The sequence below is a fragment of the Bilophila sp. T19-St14 genome, assembly GCF_059728385.1.
The window spans coordinates 1,196,890-1,212,732 of record NZ_BAAGFT010000001.1 but is presented as its reverse complement, the minus strand read 5'-3'; the positions used below and the strand labels follow the sequence as shown (position 1 = coordinate 1,212,732).

Here is a 15,843-nt window from a genome sequence, read left to right as displayed (position 1 = left end):
TCACGTCTAGTGATGTGGGCCTCTCTCATTTTTTGTTCATTACATGAAATCCAGTTTTGAAGAATTGTTGCGAGACCTCCAGATAATCTCCAAAGAGCTCTTCTTTTTCAGTTGGAATCTTGTATCAATCACAAACTTAAACACAGCCATTTTTATTTATCTTTTTTTGAAATTCCAAAGGGATAACCAATAAAGTGTCTCGCGCTATGGAGTCCTTTAGTGGGAAAACAGGAGAAAAAGGTTGTATTTTCACCATACTGTGAAAATACAACCTTTTTCTATGACAGGGCCTTTTTCATGGCCCAATATAGCGGTTCCACCTCTTTTAGGTCTTACTGTTGTTTTTGCATATAATTATTTGAAGTTATTAAAAACAATCTTTTTATAACTTGAAAAGTAGTTTAATGGTTTCAATAGATTATATCTAAATGACGACACGACCTAATAAGGTTCTGTTATAGTGTATGCTTGTTTCATCTCCGCAACGCGGTGGGCATACAGCCTTTTTCCCCGGTTTTCCCCTTGGCGGAATCCATAGCTAAACATTTTGCTGATTATTCCTTTGGAATTTCAAGGAAAAAAGCATGGCTCTGTCATAGTGCGTGGTTGTTTCATCTCACAGAACGGTGAAAATGCAGCCTTTTTATCCATTTTTCCCCTTGGCGGACGTTATGGCTGAGACATTTTATTGATTTCCGCACTTCAAGGAAAAAGGCATCAATCATTTTCTATGACACAGCCTTTAATAAGGAACCGTCTTGCGAGAAGGATTCGATAAACACGAAAGTCTTTGAAGAGGGAGAGGGGAGGTTTGGAGGGGGGAGGGAGAAACTTTCTCCAGAAAGTTTCTCCCTCCCCCCTCCAATCTTCACAATACCTTCCCTCAACTCTTCTCGCGCTTGTCGATAACGCGCTGGGCCTTGCCTTCGGTGCGGGGCAGGGAATTGTGCTGCACGAGTTCGACCTTGGGCGTGATGAGGATTTCGTCCTTGAGGGCGCGGGCGATGGTCTCCTGAAGGCCGCGCAGCACGCGCATGTCTTCCACAAAGCTCTCCTCGCGGATTTCGACCTGTACCTTCATGGTGTCCTTGAGGCCGTCGCGCTCAAGGACGATGACATAGTTCTGGCCCACTTCGGGGTAGGCCATGAGCACGCGCTCGACCTGCATGGGATAGATGTTCACACCCTTGACGATGATCATGTCGTCGGAACGGCCAAGGATGCGGTCGATGCGGCGGTGCTTGCGGCCACAGGGACAGTCGCCGGGGATGATTCGGGTAAGATCGCGTGTCCGATAACGCAGGATGGGCATCCCGTGGCGGCACAGGGTCGTGAGCACCAGCTCGCCCACTTCGCCGTCCGGAACCAGCTTCCCAGTGTTCGGATCAATGATTTCCAGCAGGTAGGCATCTTCCCAGAGGTGCAGGCCGTTTTGGTACTGGCACTCGAAGGCCACGCCGGGGCCGTTCATTTCGGACAGGCCGTAGGAGTTGTATACCTTCATGTCGAACAGGGCTTCGATGCGGCGGCGCGTTTCTTCGGTGTAGGGTTCCGCGCCCACGCAGGCGATGCGCAGGGAAAGGGTCTTGGGGTCTTCGCCCTCCTCAATCAGGGTCGTGCCGAGATGCAGGGCGTAGGAGGGCAGGATGTGGGCCACGGTGGTCCCGAAATCCTTCACCAGCTTGAGCTGGCGCTTGGAGTTGCCCGCGCCCGCCGGAATGGTCATGCAGCCGAGGCGCTCGGCGCCGAAATGGATGCCGAGGCCGCCCGTAAACAGGCCGTAGCCGGACATATTCTGAAACACATCGTCTTTGCGTACGCCCGCCATGTAGAGGCTGCGGGCCATGAGATCGGCCCAACTGTTGATGTCGGACTGGGTGTAGCAGACGGCTACCGGGGTGCCGGTGGTGCCGCTGGAGCAGTGCATGCGCACGAATTCGGAATGCGGGACCGTGGCGAGCCCATACGGATACTGGGAGCGGAGATCGTCCTTGCTGGTAAAGGGAATCCGCCGGATGTCCTCAAGGGAGCGCAGGTTGTCGGCGGACACCCCGGCTTCGGCAAGGCGCTTGGCGTAGAAAGGCGCGCGGCTGGCTTGCTGAATGGTCGTTTTCAGGCGCGCCAACTGAACGGTTTCCAGCGTGGCCCTGTCCCATGTTTCGGCTTTGTCAAAGTAATCCATCTTCGTATCCGTATTTGGTTGAAAAACGGTTAACACGCTATCCGTAAAAGCGTTCGCTCATTCAACGGAACTCCCGCCGCGTAGCCACCCCACCAGTCAAAAATTTTGGGAAAGGACGGGAAAGGGGGTGGAGAAGGGGAGGAGAACCTTTTCTGGCAGGAAGGTTCTCCTTCTCCCCAATGCAAACCATTATGCCTCCCGCAGCGCAAGGCCGTGCAGCAACCCGTGGCAGCCCGCAATCATCATATCGCCGTGCGGGGCGATGAATTGGGCGTGCCCCAGCAGCATCCCGCGGCGCGGCCCGACCGCGAAGGTCGGGGCAAAGCCTTCCGCTTCAGGAGGCAGGGGAGCGAGAAACGCGCAGCCGTGCCCGCCTTTGGCGCGTACCTGTTCGTCGGGAAGCCAGCCGAAACCGAATTCCTTGAGATCGAACAGCAGGGCGTCGGTGTCCAGCATCCCGGTGTGGTGCTCGTAAACGCCGAGGATACGCCCCTTGAAGACGAGGAACGCCGCAACATGGCTGTTGCCCACGTTGACCACCGTAACGCCTTGGCGCTGGCTGCGCTTGGCGACTTCCGGCGCGGCGAGCGCGCCGAGGACGGCTGCCGCGGCGGTATCCGCCACAGGCCCGCCCGTGCATTGCCGGAGGGCGCTGAGCCGGGTGCAGGGGGCGGGGGGCGTGTCGTACAGCCAGCGGGCGGGATCGCCCTGCGTTTCGGTGAGCAGGGCGCGCCAGAGGTTGAAGCGCCCGACGCGGTTGCCTTCGGGATGGTGCCCGTGATCCTGTGCGGCGGCGACGACGAGGGAGGGCTTGGGAAGCCCGGCGGCGCTGAGGAGGCCGTCCCAGAAGCCGGGTTCGTAGTCGGCCAGCGGGACGGCGGCGTATCCTTTGGGGCAGGACGGGGTAATGGAGACGCCCTGCGCCTTCACGCGTTCGGGATTGTCATGCAGGGCGAGGGCCGCATCAGGCGAAGCGGCGGGGGCGAGCCCGGCTGCCGCTTGTTCCTGAACCGCGACGGCGAAACCGCCGCCCATGTTGTGCCCGTACAGCCAGACGGGGCGTCCGGCGGCCGTGTGGCGGCGGATGCGGCCGGCGATGCCGAGCGCAGGGGAGGGCAGGACGAAGCGGGGCCAGTTTTCGGCCCGTTCGCCGGGCAGGGCCAGCAGGGCATCCTGCGTCCCGCTGCCGATGTCGAGGCTCAGGATCGGCCCGGCGGCCGCCAGCAGACGCGCAACGGCATCCCCGGCGGACGCGGGAGAAAGTTCGGCCATGACTATTTTCCTTTATTCTGGATAAGCACCAGCGGGATGCGGTGCAGCGCGCTGGAGAGGCTTTCCGTGGTGCCGATGCGCCACCACACGTCGTCGAGTTCCCATCCGGCGCGGCTCGCAATGTCGCTGACCAGGCCTTTGAGGTTGATGATGGGGTGGCGCTCGAAGACCTGCGGCAGGCCGTAGGTCAGGCTGCATACGAGGCAGCGCCCCGCGCGCTGGTGGAGTTCAAAGTAAAAATGCAGTTCGCCGTCGTCGCTTTCTTCGGGATCGATGGCGAGGCGGATATCATAGGCCCCTTCTTCCGCATCTCCGAACAGTGCATCAAAGAAATCGTCGGTTCGCTGTTGAGGGAAAAGATCGTTCAGACATTCGGGGGTAAAGACGTCACATACGGCCATGAAGGGAACCTTCCTTGCGTTGGGGGCCTGAGAAACGCACAACGTGCGGACGAAACAACAGTTTGGAAGGTAGCACCCATCGGCGCAAGACGCAACAAGGGGCACCTTGCGGCGCGACAACAAAGGGGTTTTCACGTCAGCAGGCGGCGGAGAGCGAGGCCGCAAGATCGGCCTCGATAAGGACGCGTCCGGGAAGGGAGCGCAGGCTGGCCGGATCGAACGCCGGAAGGAGATCGCGGGGATGGACGGGGGAGGGCGCGCCGAGCAGCCCCGCCTTCCAGCCGAGGTAACCGGCTACGGCGGCGGGGGAAACGCCCGCATCCCGCAGGGAGGCCAACGTGAGGCTTGCGTGGCGCTTGGCGAGGCGTTCGCCTTCGGGATCGCAGAGCAGGGGCAGGTGCATATAGGCGGGGCGGGGATAGCCGAGCAGGTCGAACAGGGCGAGCTGGCGCGGCGTGGAGACGAGCAGGTCTTCCCCCCGGACGACTTGCGTAATGCCCATAAGCCCGTCGTCCACGACCACGGCAAGCTGATAGGCGATGACGCCGTCTGAGCGCCGCAAGGCGAAATCGCCGCCGCAGGCTTCCAACGTCATGCTGAAAGGGCCGGATACGGCATCCTCAAAAGCATAGCCTTGTGAAGGGCAGCGGAGCCGGATGCAGGGGCGGCGCCCGGCGGCTTCCAGCCCGGCGCGGCGTTCGGGGGACAGGTTGCGGCAGGTTCCGGGGTAGGCGGCCCCGGCGTCCCCCACATGGGGCGCGCCCGCCAGCGTGCGCAGCTCCTTGCGGGTACAGTAGCAAGGGTAGGTATGCCCGGCCTTGTCCAGACGGCTCAGGGCGTCGGCATACAGCCCCATGCGGGCGCTCTGGACGTACGGCCCCGCCGGGCCCCCGACATCGGGGCCTTCGTCCCAATCCAGTCCGAGCCAATGCAGATCGCGGATGATCGCGTCGGCGTACCCGGCCCGTGAGCGGTCGGGATCGATGTCCTCCATCCGCAGCACGAGCGAACCGCCTTTGCTCCGGCAGGCCAGCCACGCGAGCAGGAAAGCCCATGCGTTGCCGAGGTGCAGGAAACCGGTGGGGCTCGGCGCGAGCCTGCCCCGGACGGGACGGGAGGCGTTCATCCGTGCTTTCGGGAAACGATGAAGAAGACGGAAAGGACGGTCAGGCAGCAGGCCGTAACGATGACGCCGTCCACTTGTTCGCCCGCGAGCAGCCAGCCGAGGAATACGCCGATGACCGGGTTGACGTATTCGTAGGAAATGGCGACCACGGTGCGGGTGTGCAGCAGCAGCCAGAAATAGCAGGTGTAGGCGATGATCGCCCCAAAGATGACCAGATAGAACAGCGCCCCCGCGCTCAGCGGGGTGACGGAATCCATCGAGAAGGTGGAAAACTCGCCCAGCACGGCGGCCCCTGCAAGGCTTTGCAGGCCGCCGATGAACATCAGCAGGGCGCTCGTCTGTATGACGGAAAGCCGGGTTTCGCTGGCCTGTTTCTTGGAGAGGAACGAGCCCGTCACCCAGCCGAAGGCGGCGCACAGCACAAGCAGTATGCCCCACCCGGAGTCCGTGCCGGAGGCCGTCTGATTGACGCTGAGAAGGATAAGCCCCGTAAAGCCGGTTCCGAGCCCGAAGAACTGCACCAGCGAAGGCCGGGGATCGCCGCAGAACAGCCAGCCGCCGAGCACCATCCAGATGGGCACCGCGCCGAGGATCATGGCCGCCGTACCGGAGGAAATGGATTCCTGCCCCTTGGCGAGGAAACCGCTGGCCATAAACACCATGAAGAACGCGAGGACGAAACTTTGGGAGAGATCCTTGCGGGTTGGGAGGTTGCGTTCGCCGCGCGCCCAACTCCAGAGATACAGGAGCATGCCCGCAAACATCATGCGCAGGCCGCACATCATGAACGGGGGGAAGCTCTCAATGGCGAATTTGATGGAAATGAAACAAGACCCCCACGAGATATAAACCAGAGTGAGGCATCCCAATACCTGCGCGATGTGTTTTTGCCGTGTCGTCAACATGCGCGGGAAAATATCCCGTCGCCAGCCGTACTGCAACCCCCGAAAAACGGCAAAAACGAAAACCGGTTGTCTTTGTTCACGAAAAGAAAAAAGCGAAAATGGTATTGACATGAAAAACGAATCTGGGCATCATGCCGTCCATGAACATTCAGCCCGTCAACCTTCTTTCCGCCCGCTGGTGGTGGCGCTCTTGTTAAAGGGTGCCGGGTTGTCGAGTCTTCTCCACAGAGCATAAACATCCAACCGCGGCCGGGATACTGGTCGCGGTTTTTTGTGGTGGTATCCCGTCCTAAGATGAGGAAACTGCCATGAATACGTCTTCCCCTTCCGCTTCCGAATCCACCGGTTTCTTCGGCGCCTACGGCGGGCAGTTTGTCCCCGATGAGCTGAAGGTGCGCCTTGACGAAGTGACCGAAGCCTTTGAACGGCATCGCGACAATTCCTTTTTCAAGGATGAGCTGGATTACTATTTCAAACACTACACCGGGCGTCCGAACCCCATCTTTTTCTGCGCCAATCTGAGCGAACGCCTCGGCGGGGCCAAGATTTACCTCAAGCGTGAGGATTTGAACCATCTCGGCGCGCACAAGATCAACAATACGCTGGGCCAGTGCCTGCTGGCGAAGCGGATGGGCAAGAAGCGGATCGTGGCGGAGACCGGCGCGGGGCAGCATGGCGTGGCGACGGCGGCGACGGCGGCCCTGCTTGGGCTGGAATGCACCGTCTACATGGGCGCCGAGGACATGAAGCGCCAGCGCCTGAACGTCATCCGCATGGAGATGCTCGGCGCGAAGGTCGTGCCCGCGCTTTCGGGCCAGCGCACGCTCAAGGAAGCAGTGGACGAGGCGCTCGCCGCGTGGATTGCCAACCCCGATACCTTCTATGTGCTTGGGTCGGCGGTCGGCCCGCATCCTTATCCCACGATGGTTCGCCATTTCCAGTCCGTCATCGGCCGTGAGGCGCGGGAGCAGATGCTTGCCGAATGCGGGAAGCTGCCTGTGGCGGCCTTTGCCTGTGTGGGCGGCGGTTCCAATGCCATCGGCCTGTTCGCCGGGTTCGTGGACGACGCGGACGTGCGCCTCATCGGTGTGGAGCCCGCCGGACGCGGCCTGACCTACGGCGATCATGCCGCCAGCCTGTGCAAGGGCGAGCCCGGCGTGATGCACGGCTTCCATTCCTACATGATCAAGGACGAGAACGGCGAGCCGGGCGCGGTGTACTCCATTTCCGCCGGGCTTGACTATCCTTCCGTCGGCCCCGAACATAGCTATCTCAAGGATATAGGCCGCGCCGAGTACGTCAGCGTGACTGACAGGGAGGCCGTGGACGCGTTTTTCCTGCTGTCCCGCACGGAGGGCATCATCCCCGCGCTCGAATCCTCCCATGCGCTGGCGCAGGCCGTCAAAATGGCCCCCACGCTGCCCAAGGACGCCGCGCTGCTGGTATGCCTCTCCGGTCGCGGCGACAAGGACGTTGAGCAGATGGAGGCTTTCCTAGAGAGCGCGAAGTAGGGCGGGATTGGGATGAATTGAAGGGAGAAGCTTTTCTGAGGAAGGGGGAACACCCCACGCGTTTCTTCTTCCTCTTCTTCCCCCCCAACGCCATCCCCTTCAAAGGCTTTTAACTTGCCCGTGTTATAAAATGGTTGATGCTTTTTTCCTTGAAGTTCCAAAGGGATAACCGGCAAAATGCCTTATCTGTAAATCCCGCCAAGGGGAAAACCGGAGAAAAAGGCTGTATTTTCACCGCACTGTGGAGATGAAACAACCACAAACTATAACGGAGCCTTTAACTTTATCGAGCCCCTGACCGATGAGGGGGCTACGGCTGGAAGGGGATGCCGTTTGGTTTTGAAACCGTGCCGCAGGAAACGATTGCCGCTTTATTTCTTGAAGCTCCCAAAGGACAATCAATACAATGCCTCAGCCATGAAGCCCACCAGCGGAAAGATTGGAGAAAAAGGCCGTATTTCCACCATGCTGTGGAGATAAAACAGCCATGTTTTATGAAACCGCCTTGCTCAAAAAGCCGCAACTATCTTTATCTTGTTCTTTTTTTGAATAAAATCCAATAAAAAGGTTGTGCCATAGGAAACGGTTGATGCTTTCTTGAAATTCAAAGGAATAACCAATAAAATGCCCCAATCATGGAGTCCGTCAGCGGAAAAATTGAATGGAACGTCTCCATTTCAGTATCATGCTGAAATGAAATAACTGTATACTATGACAGAGCCAATAAAAACAGCCATAACCCTGGCAGAATCGCTTCATGACTTAATCGTTCTGACCAATGGATGCCCATAAATAGGGCTTCCTTTGATAACATCAACTGGGGTGGTAGGTTATGAATCGACGTGTCTTTATTGCATTTTTTATAACACTTTTCGCCTCCTTGATTACCGGATGCCACAGGCATCCCCGCCCTGCACCTGCCCCCAAGCACCCGCCTCTTCCCCCAAAAGGCCACCGACCGCCCCCTCCAAGGCGTTAAGCTCTATAACCGCATCGAATTTCGCCCGGAAATGCCGTTTTCCGGGCTTTTCTTTAGTGGTATGACTCAGATTTTCTCTGAGCATTTTGAGGATGAGTTTGCAGATATTCTCATGGCGGTGATTAAAGCGAAATCCGCATTCTTCCAAATGGAAAGGCTCTGTCATATATGCGGTTGCTTCATCAGTGCGGTGAAAATACAGCCTTTTTTCTCCGGTTTTTCTCTTGGCGGAATACAGGGCTAAGGCATTTTGCCGGTTATCCCTTTGGAACTTCAAGGAAAAAAGCATCAATCATTTTCTATGACACAGCCAATGGAAAAAGAAGGTATGCTTGTGAAGGCTCAGGAAGCGGGCGAGCCGAGTTTTGGCAACGGCCCAAAAGCTTTGTATTCTATTGATATGGGAATGCCTGTTGGCAAACTCATTGCTGCCATGCTCAACACGAAAGTGCTTCCGATAGCTCAAATCTACCAGCCATCGTAGCCACGCCAACCATCAGAGTGAATAACGCCTTCAAGCTCCACACGGTCACGAATCATTCCCTGGAGAGTGGGTTTTGAGCAGCCTGGCACGCTCTCAGTGTATCCGCGTCCGTTACGCCTGAGCAGGCCAAAGACAATGGTTTTGCCGTGGGCGCCTCGGCCCCTTACGCCTTTGGCCCGGCGTGCGCCGAAGCGGCTCTCATCCACTTCAACTTCGCCGCCGACAGGGGATTCCGACTCGCAATAGCGGGCGATTCTTTCCCTCGAAGGCGGCAAGGCAACAATTGATAGTATTTCTATTCAGATTCGTTGCCGCAGCGATTTGCGAGGCGTCCAAATCCACGACAAAAAGTCGGACGATTTGCCGGATTTTGGCCTCTGAAATTTTAGAACGATAAGCGTACTTGTTTTTCATTGCCATAACTTGCTTTTAGCCACTTTATAGACTCTGTGCCAGCCATGCCCCTATGAATAACGTCTTCAAAGCAAGGGAGGTTTTCATGGTTTCAAGGAGATTGGCGTATATATTTTTGTAAAACGCGCCGTTTCCTTCCGGGATGGGAACCGCTCCGGGGATGCGGAATATGGCTCCGAAAAAATTGACAGGTTATTCCCTTTATCGTAACACTCTGATATTCCATTATCATTTTTGCTGTAACCGTTTCGGGGCCGGGAAAGCCCCGGTGAGGTGCGCCTATGTCGGTTTCCTCTTTGCCTTTTTTGCAAGATGCGCTTGCCGCCGTGCTCCCAAAGCTGGCGGCGTGGCGGCGCGACTTCCATGCCCACCCGGAAGCGGGCTGGACTGAATTCCGTACGGCGGCTTTGATCATCAGGCGGCTGCATGGGCTTGGGTATGCGATCCGCATGGGCGAAGCCGCTTGCGCCCCCGGCCGGAGGATGGGCGTCCCTTCCCCCGCCGTCCTTGAGGCGGCGCGGGAACGTGCGCTTGGGCACGGAGCCGATGCCGGATTGGTTGCGGGCATGGGGGACGGCTATACGGGATTCTGGGCGGATCTGGACTGCGGCCCCGGCCCCGTGACGGCGTTCCGGTTCGATATGGACTGCAACGAGGTCGTCGAGTGCGCGGAAGGGAGCCATAGGCCCGCGCGCGAGGGATTCGCATCACGCTGGCCCGGCCTGATGCATGCGTGCGGGCACGACGGGCACGCCGCCGTAGGGCTCGGCTTGGCTGAAGTGCTTGTTTCGATCCGGCGGCGCCTGCGGGGGCGGATCCGCCTGATCTTCCAGCCGGCCGAAGAAGGCGCGCGCGGGGCGCTTCCGATGGCGGAAGCCGGAGCCGTGGACGGCGTGGATGCGCTGTTCGGTTTCCATATCGGTTTCAAAGCCGAAGGGCCGGGCATATTGATATGCGGCACGCAGGGATTTCTTGCCACCACCAAGCGTGATGTCTTTTTCTCCGGGGTGCCCGCCCATGCGGGGGCCGCACCGGAAGAAGGAAAGGACGCCCTGCTTGCGGCCTGTTCGGCTGTGGTCAGCCTGCACGCCATTTCCCGGAACGGCAAGGGCGGCACCCGCATCGCCGTGGGCAGGCTGGAAGGGGGGGAAGCCCGCAACGTCATCCCCGCCTCCGCGCGGCTGTTCATGGAGACGCGGGGGGAAACCACGGAACTGGACGCCTATATGGTTGCCGAGTCCGAGCGTATCCTGCGCGCTTCCGCCGATCTGTGGGGCTGCGCCTGCGAGTGGCGGACTGTGGGGAACAGCGCCGGGGGAGAGAGCAGCCCGGAGCTTGCCCGCGTCATTGCTGCGGCTGCGGAAGCGATGGGCGGCTGGAAGGCGATCATCCCGATGGGCGGTTTCGGGGCGACGGAGGATTTCGCTTGCCTGATGAGCCGGGTTCAAGCCTCAGGAGGGCTGGCTTCCTACATGCAGGTCGGGACGGACAGGGCGGCCGGGCATCACAGCGACCGCTTTGATTTTGATGAAACGTGCCTTGGGCGGGCGCTGGAGCTGCTGGCCCGGCTGGCCGTGCGCATGGCGGGCGGGGGGCAGGAAGGCGCTGAAACGGAGACGGAGAACAACATGGAATTTTTGGATGAGGCCGTAAGGCGCAAGGGCATCCACGTGCAGCTCTGGCTGGAGGGGGAGGATGGGGAAGGCTTCGGCAGGGGGCGTGTGGAGCTCCTCCAGCTCGTCGACGAGCTCGGATCGCTGAGCAAGGCCGCAAAGCAGCTCGGCATGTCCTACCGTGGGGCGTGGGGCAAGATAAAGAAGGCCGAACGCATCGCGGGCGAGACGCTTGTGGACGCTTCGGGAACCAAACGCGACGGCTATTCGCTGACCCCGGCGGGGCGGGAGCTGGTTCAGCGTTTTCAGCAGTGGTATTCGGATGTCGAAAGCTTCGCCAATAAGCGTGCGGCAGCTTTATTCAGCCATTCCGGTAAAGAATGAAGATTCATTGTTCAACCAATCTCTGTTTATTGCCTGACCAACTTTATATTCATTGTTCAACCAATCTGTATTCACTGTTTAATCAATCTCTATTCATTGAGCAATCAATCTCTGTATTGATGATGAAGAAGAACAATTTCACATGCAAAAAGCCTTGCACTGCTATCTTTTTTTGACTAACAATACGCAAAGAGGGCTTTGCATGGATAAAAAGCCCACAGGGGGAGTGGAAGAGGGGTCATATATTGGCGGTATTGGGATCGCCAAGAGATGACAAGCAATTATGTTTTGAGGAAGAACCTTTTGGGGAAGTTTTTTTCTTTAATGAAACATAATCGAATGTTGCCTGAAGATGGGCGGTAGTGCTTTTTACAGTTACTGAATCCTTTTTCATTTCTCCCGTTTCGGATTGCTTTCGCCGTTTTCAGCGCACAATATGCTGCCCTGCGTTGATAAGCAGCAATGCGAACGACGTGCGAAGCGGTGCCTTCTAATGTTTTATCCTTAATCAGGGGGAGAAATGGAAGCTTTCATGGCATGGCTGAAGTCAGTCAACGACGTGGTTTGGGGGCCGGGGATGTTGGTATTGCTGGTCGGCACCGGCCTGTATCTGACCGTCGGCCTGAAATTTTTTACATTCCGTAATTTTTTCCGGGGGCTTAAAAATCTGTGGGATGGCCGCTCCAACCAGTCCGAGCATGGCGAAATCTCCCCGTTCAACGCGCTGATGACCGCATTGGCCGCCGACATCGGGACAGGCAACATCGTGGGCGTGTCGACAGCTATTTACATCGGCGGCCCCGGTGCGCTGTTCTGGATGTGGGTGACCGCCCTTGTGGGTATGGCCACCAAATTCAGCGAAGTGCTCCTTTCCGTGCATTTCCGCGAAAAGACCCCTGCCGGGAACTGGGTGGGCGGCGCCATGTACTTCATCAAAAATGGGCTTGGGCCCAAGTGGATGTGGCTCGGCTCGTGCTTCGCGCTGTTCGGCATCGTCGCCTGTATCGGCACGGGCGCCATGGTGCAGGGCAACTCCATTGGTGAAGCCATGCAGGCCAACCTCTCCGTTCCGACATGGTTTACCGCTGTCGCCATCTTCCTGCTGGCCGGGGCCGTGCTCATCGGCGGCGTGAAGCGCATCGGGGCCGTGGCCGGCAAGATCGTGCCCGCCATGGCGGTGGTGTACGTCGTCATTTCCCTGATCGTCATTGTCCTGCATATTGATCAGCTTCCCCGCGTCCTCGCTTGGGTCGTCGCCGAAGCGTTCACGCCTACGGCCGCCGAAGGCGGTTTTGCCGGTGCGACCGTGATGATGGCTATCCGCATGGGCATGGCCCGCGGCGTGTTCTCCAATGAAGCCGGCCTTGGCACCGCGCCTATGGCCCACGCCGCCGCGACCAGCGTTTCCCCGCTGGTGCAGGCTTCCATCGGCATGCTTGATACCTTCATCGATACGATCGTCGTGTGCACCATGACCGGCTTCGCCATCCTCGTGACCGGCCAGTGGACTTCCGGCCTCACCGGGGCCGCCATGACCTCCGCCGCCTTCGAGACGACGCTTCCCGGCATCGGCGGCATCGCGGTGACGATCTGCCTGACCTTTTTCGCCTTCACCACGGCCCTCGGCTGGTGCGTGTACGGCGAACGCTGCTCCATCTATTTCTTCGGGGACAAGGCGCAGGTTCCTTTCCGGATCATCTACTGCATCGCCATCCCGGTGGGCGTGCTCACGCAGCTTGATGTGGTGTGGCTGCTTGCGGACACCTGCAACGCGCTCATGGCCATCCCGAACTTGATCGCCATCCTGCTGCTCAGCCCGGTGCTGTTCAAGCTGGTGAAGGAAGACGAATCCAAGGATACCATCTTCAAGCACTGATCTGCCTTTCCGGCGGAAGCGTGGAGGGGCCGAAAGGCCCCTTTCCTTAGCAAGGCATTTGGCTGGCTATTCCTTTGGAGCTTCAAGGAAAAAAGCATCGGCCTTTTTCTGTGGCACAGCCTTCCTTTCCTGTGGCGGGGAGGCGGCTAACGAAGAGGTACAGCGCCCCGGCCAACAACGTCCTTTCCTGTGGCGGCGGGAGGGCGGCACTGTTGCCATTCCCGCCATGAGGCTAGAGGCATGTCCGGCCTTTTTAGATTGCTTTGGCTGTGTCATGGTATGTGGTTGTTTCTCTCCACCGCACGGTGAACATACAGGCTTTTTCTCCAGTTTTCCCCTTGGCGGAATCCACAGCAAGGCATTTGGCTGGCTATTTCTTTGGAGCTTCAAGGAAAAAAACATCAGCCTTTTTCTGTGGCACAGCCTTCCTTTCCTGTGGCGGGGAGGCGGCTAACGAAGAGGTACAGCGCCCCGGCCAACAACGTCCTTTCCTGTGGCGGCGGGAGGGCGGCACTGTTGCCATTCCCACCATGAGGCTAGAGGCATGTCCGGCCTTTTTAGATTGCTTTGGCTGTGCAAGGTATGTGGTTGTTTCATCTCCACCGCACGGTGAACATACAGGCTTTTTCTCCAGTTTTCCCTTTGGCGGAATCCACAGTAAGGCATTTGGCTGGCTATTCCTTTGGAGGTTCAAGGAAAAAAAACATCAGCCTTTTTCTGTGGCACAGCCTTCCTTTCCTGTGGCGGGGAGGCGGCTAACGAAGAGGCACAGCGCCCCGGCCAACAACGCCCTTAGCACACTGAAAATACAGCTTTTTTATCCGGTTTTCCCATTGGCGGAATCCGCAGCTAAAATATTTTGTTAGTTATCTCTTTGGAATTTCAAAGGAAAAAACATTAGTCTTTTTCTATGACACAGCCATTGCTTTCCAAGGCCCTGAAGGGGATAAGGGAAGAAGGGCACGCCGGAAACCGGAAAATATGGCTAAATCTATTCTCATCCCCTTGCCAAAAAAAAGAAGTTACGCTAGGAAAACGTCTGCGCCGCTTTCCGGCGCATGCCTGCCTTTTTCAATCACACACTATCCTCCCTATATTAATCAGCGTTTGATGCGGCTGTGCCGTATATGCCGTCCTGCCGTTCGGCAGGGCTCATAACGTCCGGCGACACGTCGGCGGACTTCCATTCACTCCCAAAACAAGTATCGGAACGTATGCGGAAGAAGAAAGTTGCCACGGAGGAGGTTCAGGAAGGCGCAACGATGAGCCTTACTGAGCTGAAGAACATGAGCATGTCCGTGCTCATGGAGCTTGCGGAAAAGTATGAGATCGAGAACGCCAGTTCCATGCGGAAGCAGGAACTCATCTTTGCGATGTTGCAGGCCTGTGCGTCCCGGAGCGGCGCCATTTACGGCGATGGCGTGCTGGAAATCCTGCCTGACGGCTACGGTTTTTTGCGATCTCCACTGTCGAGCTATATGCCCGGCCCGGACGATATTTATGTTTCCCCCTCTCAGATCCGGCGCTTTTATCTGCGCAAGGGTGATGTGGTTTCCGGGCAGATCCGGCCTCCCAAGGAAGGCGAACGCTACTTCGCCCTGCTCAAGGTAAAGGAAATCGGCTTTGAACCCCCGGAAAACGCCCGCCACGTCGTTCTTTTTGACAACCTCACGCCCATTTATCCTGATCGCAAGCTGATCATGGAAAACGGCGAAAAGAATCTTTCCTGTCGGGTCATCGACCTCATGTCGCCCATCGGACGCGGCCAGCGCGGGGTCATCGTCGCGCCTCCCCGGACGGGCAAGACCATCCTGCTTCAGAGCATCGCCAACTCCATCAACGCGAACCACCCTGAAGTGTACCTCATCGTGCTGCTTATTGATGAACGTCCCGAAGAAGTGACGGACATGGAGCGCACGGTCAAGAATGCCGAAGTCATCAGCTCCACATTCGACGAACCTCCGCAGCGCCATGTCCAGGTCTGCGAAATGGTGCTCGAAAAGGCCAAGCGCCTTGTCGAACGCAAGCGTGACGTGGTCATCCTGCTTGACTCGATCACCCGCCTTGGACGCGCCTACAACGCCGTGACGCCTTCATCCGGCCGTGTGCTTTCCGGCGGCTTGGACGCCAATGCCCTCCAGCGGCCCAAACGCTTCTTCGGCGCGGCCCGCAACATTGAAGGCGGGGGCAGCCTGACCATCATCGCCACGGCGCTCATTGATACCGGCTCCCGCATGGACGAAGTGATCTTTGAAGAATTCAAAGGCACCGGCAATATGGAAATCTATCTTGATCGCCACCTTGCCGAAAAGCGCGTGTTCCCGGCCATCGACATCAACCGCACCGGAACCCGCAAGGAAGATCTCCTTCTCCCCGACGACGTGCTCAAGCGCGTCTGGATCCTCCGCAAGATCCTTGCGCCCATGTCTTCCATCGACAGCATGGAATTCCTGCTCGACAAGATGCGCGGCACCAAGTCGAACGACGAATTCATCAACGCCATGAGCAAGTAAGCAAGGAATCGGGAAAAGCTTTTCCAAAAGAGAAGGTTCCCAGATTCCTTGGCTGTTTCCTCAAAAGAAAAACGCCGTTCCCCCACATGGAGGGACGGCGTTTTTTGGGGCTGTGTCATAGAAAACGGTCGATGCCTTTTTCCTTGAAACTCCAACGGGATAACCGGAAAAATGCCTTAGCCG

General features: G+C 57.8%; 11 protein-coding genes and 2 pseudogenes. 6 read left to right on the top strand and 7 right to left on the bottom strand.

All coding sequences use genetic code 11. The features are described 5' to 3' along the window. Positions 1-883: 883 nt before the first annotated feature. From AC6I1V_RS05345 to AC6I1V_RS05325, 5 genes are all read right to left on the bottom strand, one after another. Positions 884-2,182, bottom strand: a complete 1,299-nt coding sequence (locus AC6I1V_RS05345; RefSeq protein ID WP_486854375.1) for a phenylacetate--CoA ligase family protein — start codon at positions 2,180-2,182, stop codon at positions 884-886. A gap of 189 nt (positions 2,183-2,371) precedes the next feature. Beyond that, positions 2,372-3,454: a DUF1786 family protein gene (locus tag AC6I1V_RS05340; protein WP_486854374.1), complete on the bottom strand. Its 1,083-nt coding sequence runs from the start codon at positions 3,452-3,454 to the stop codon at positions 2,372-2,374. Between the two features lie 2 nt (positions 3,455-3,456). Beyond that, positions 3,457-3,855, bottom strand: coding sequence for a pancreas/duodenum homeobox protein 1 (locus AC6I1V_RS05335; protein ID WP_302554517.1), 399 nt, complete (start codon positions 3,853-3,855; stop codon positions 3,457-3,459). A gap of 136 nt (positions 3,856-3,991) precedes the next feature. Further along, positions 3,992-4,981 (bottom strand): tRNA glutamyl-Q(34) synthetase GluQRS, encoded by a 990-nt coding sequence (gene gluQRS, locus AC6I1V_RS05330; protein ID WP_486854373.1) that lies wholly within the window; start codon positions 4,979-4,981, stop codon positions 3,992-3,994. Beyond that, complete coding sequence (locus AC6I1V_RS05325; protein WP_302554515.1) at positions 4,978-5,886, bottom strand: EamA family transporter; 909 nt, start codon at positions 5,884-5,886, stop codon at positions 4,978-4,980. The genes gluQRS and AC6I1V_RS05325 overlap by 4 nt, the downstream gene beginning before the upstream one ends. A gap of 308 nt (positions 5,887-6,194) precedes the next feature. Between AC6I1V_RS05325 and trpB the strand changes: the two genes are divergently transcribed. Both trpB and AC6I1V_RS05315 read left to right on the top strand, forming a co-directional pair. Continuing rightward, entirely contained in the window at positions 6,195-7,397 is a 1,203-nt protein-coding gene (gene trpB / locus AC6I1V_RS05320) for a tryptophan synthase subunit beta (protein WP_337432072.1), read from the top strand. Between the two features lie 326 nt (positions 7,398-7,723). Continuing rightward, positions 7,724-7,960 (top strand): hypothetical protein, encoded by a 237-nt coding sequence (locus AC6I1V_RS05315; RefSeq protein WP_497736922.1) that lies wholly within the window; start codon positions 7,724-7,726, stop codon positions 7,958-7,960. Positions 7,961-8,446: 486 nt separating this feature from the next. On the opposite strand, the pseudogene AC6I1V_RS05310 reads toward AC6I1V_RS05315, so the two are convergent. Together AC6I1V_RS05310 and AC6I1V_RS05305 are read right to left on the bottom strand one after the other, a co-directional pair. After that, a pseudogene (locus AC6I1V_RS05310) lies at positions 8,447-8,530 on the bottom strand (IS1595 family transposase); the annotation flags it as partial. Between the two features lie 159 nt (positions 8,531-8,689). After that, positions 8,690-9,274: pseudogene (locus AC6I1V_RS05305) on the bottom strand (IS1595 family transposase); the annotation flags it as partial. Between the two features lie 281 nt (positions 9,275-9,555). Here AC6I1V_RS05305 and AC6I1V_RS05300 point away from each other — a divergent pair. The 4 genes from AC6I1V_RS05300 to rho all read left to right on the top strand — a co-directional run bounded on the left by AC6I1V_RS05300 (position 9,556) and on the right by rho (position 15,660). Then, positions 9,556-11,271: an amidohydrolase gene (locus tag AC6I1V_RS05300; protein ID WP_486854372.1), complete on the top strand. Its 1,716-nt coding sequence runs from the start codon at positions 9,556-9,558 to the stop codon at positions 11,269-11,271. 520 nt (positions 11,272-11,791) lie between these two features. Then, positions 11,792-13,147 (top strand): alanine/glycine:cation symporter family protein, encoded by a 1,356-nt coding sequence (locus tag AC6I1V_RS05295; protein ID WP_302554184.1) that lies wholly within the window; start codon positions 11,792-11,794, stop codon positions 13,145-13,147. Positions 13,148-13,205: 58 nt separating this feature from the next. Further along, positions 13,206-13,601 (top strand): hypothetical protein, encoded by a 396-nt coding sequence (locus AC6I1V_RS05290; RefSeq protein WP_497736921.1) that lies wholly within the window; start codon positions 13,206-13,208, stop codon positions 13,599-13,601. A gap of 808 nt (positions 13,602-14,409) precedes the next feature. Beyond that, positions 14,410-15,660 carry a transcription termination factor Rho gene (rho, locus tag AC6I1V_RS05285; RefSeq protein WP_302554186.1) on the top strand — a complete coding sequence of 417 codons (1,251 nt, stop codon included), beginning with the start codon at positions 14,410-14,412 and terminating at the stop codon, positions 15,658-15,660. The last annotated feature ends 183 nt before the right edge of the window (positions 15,661-15,843 follow it).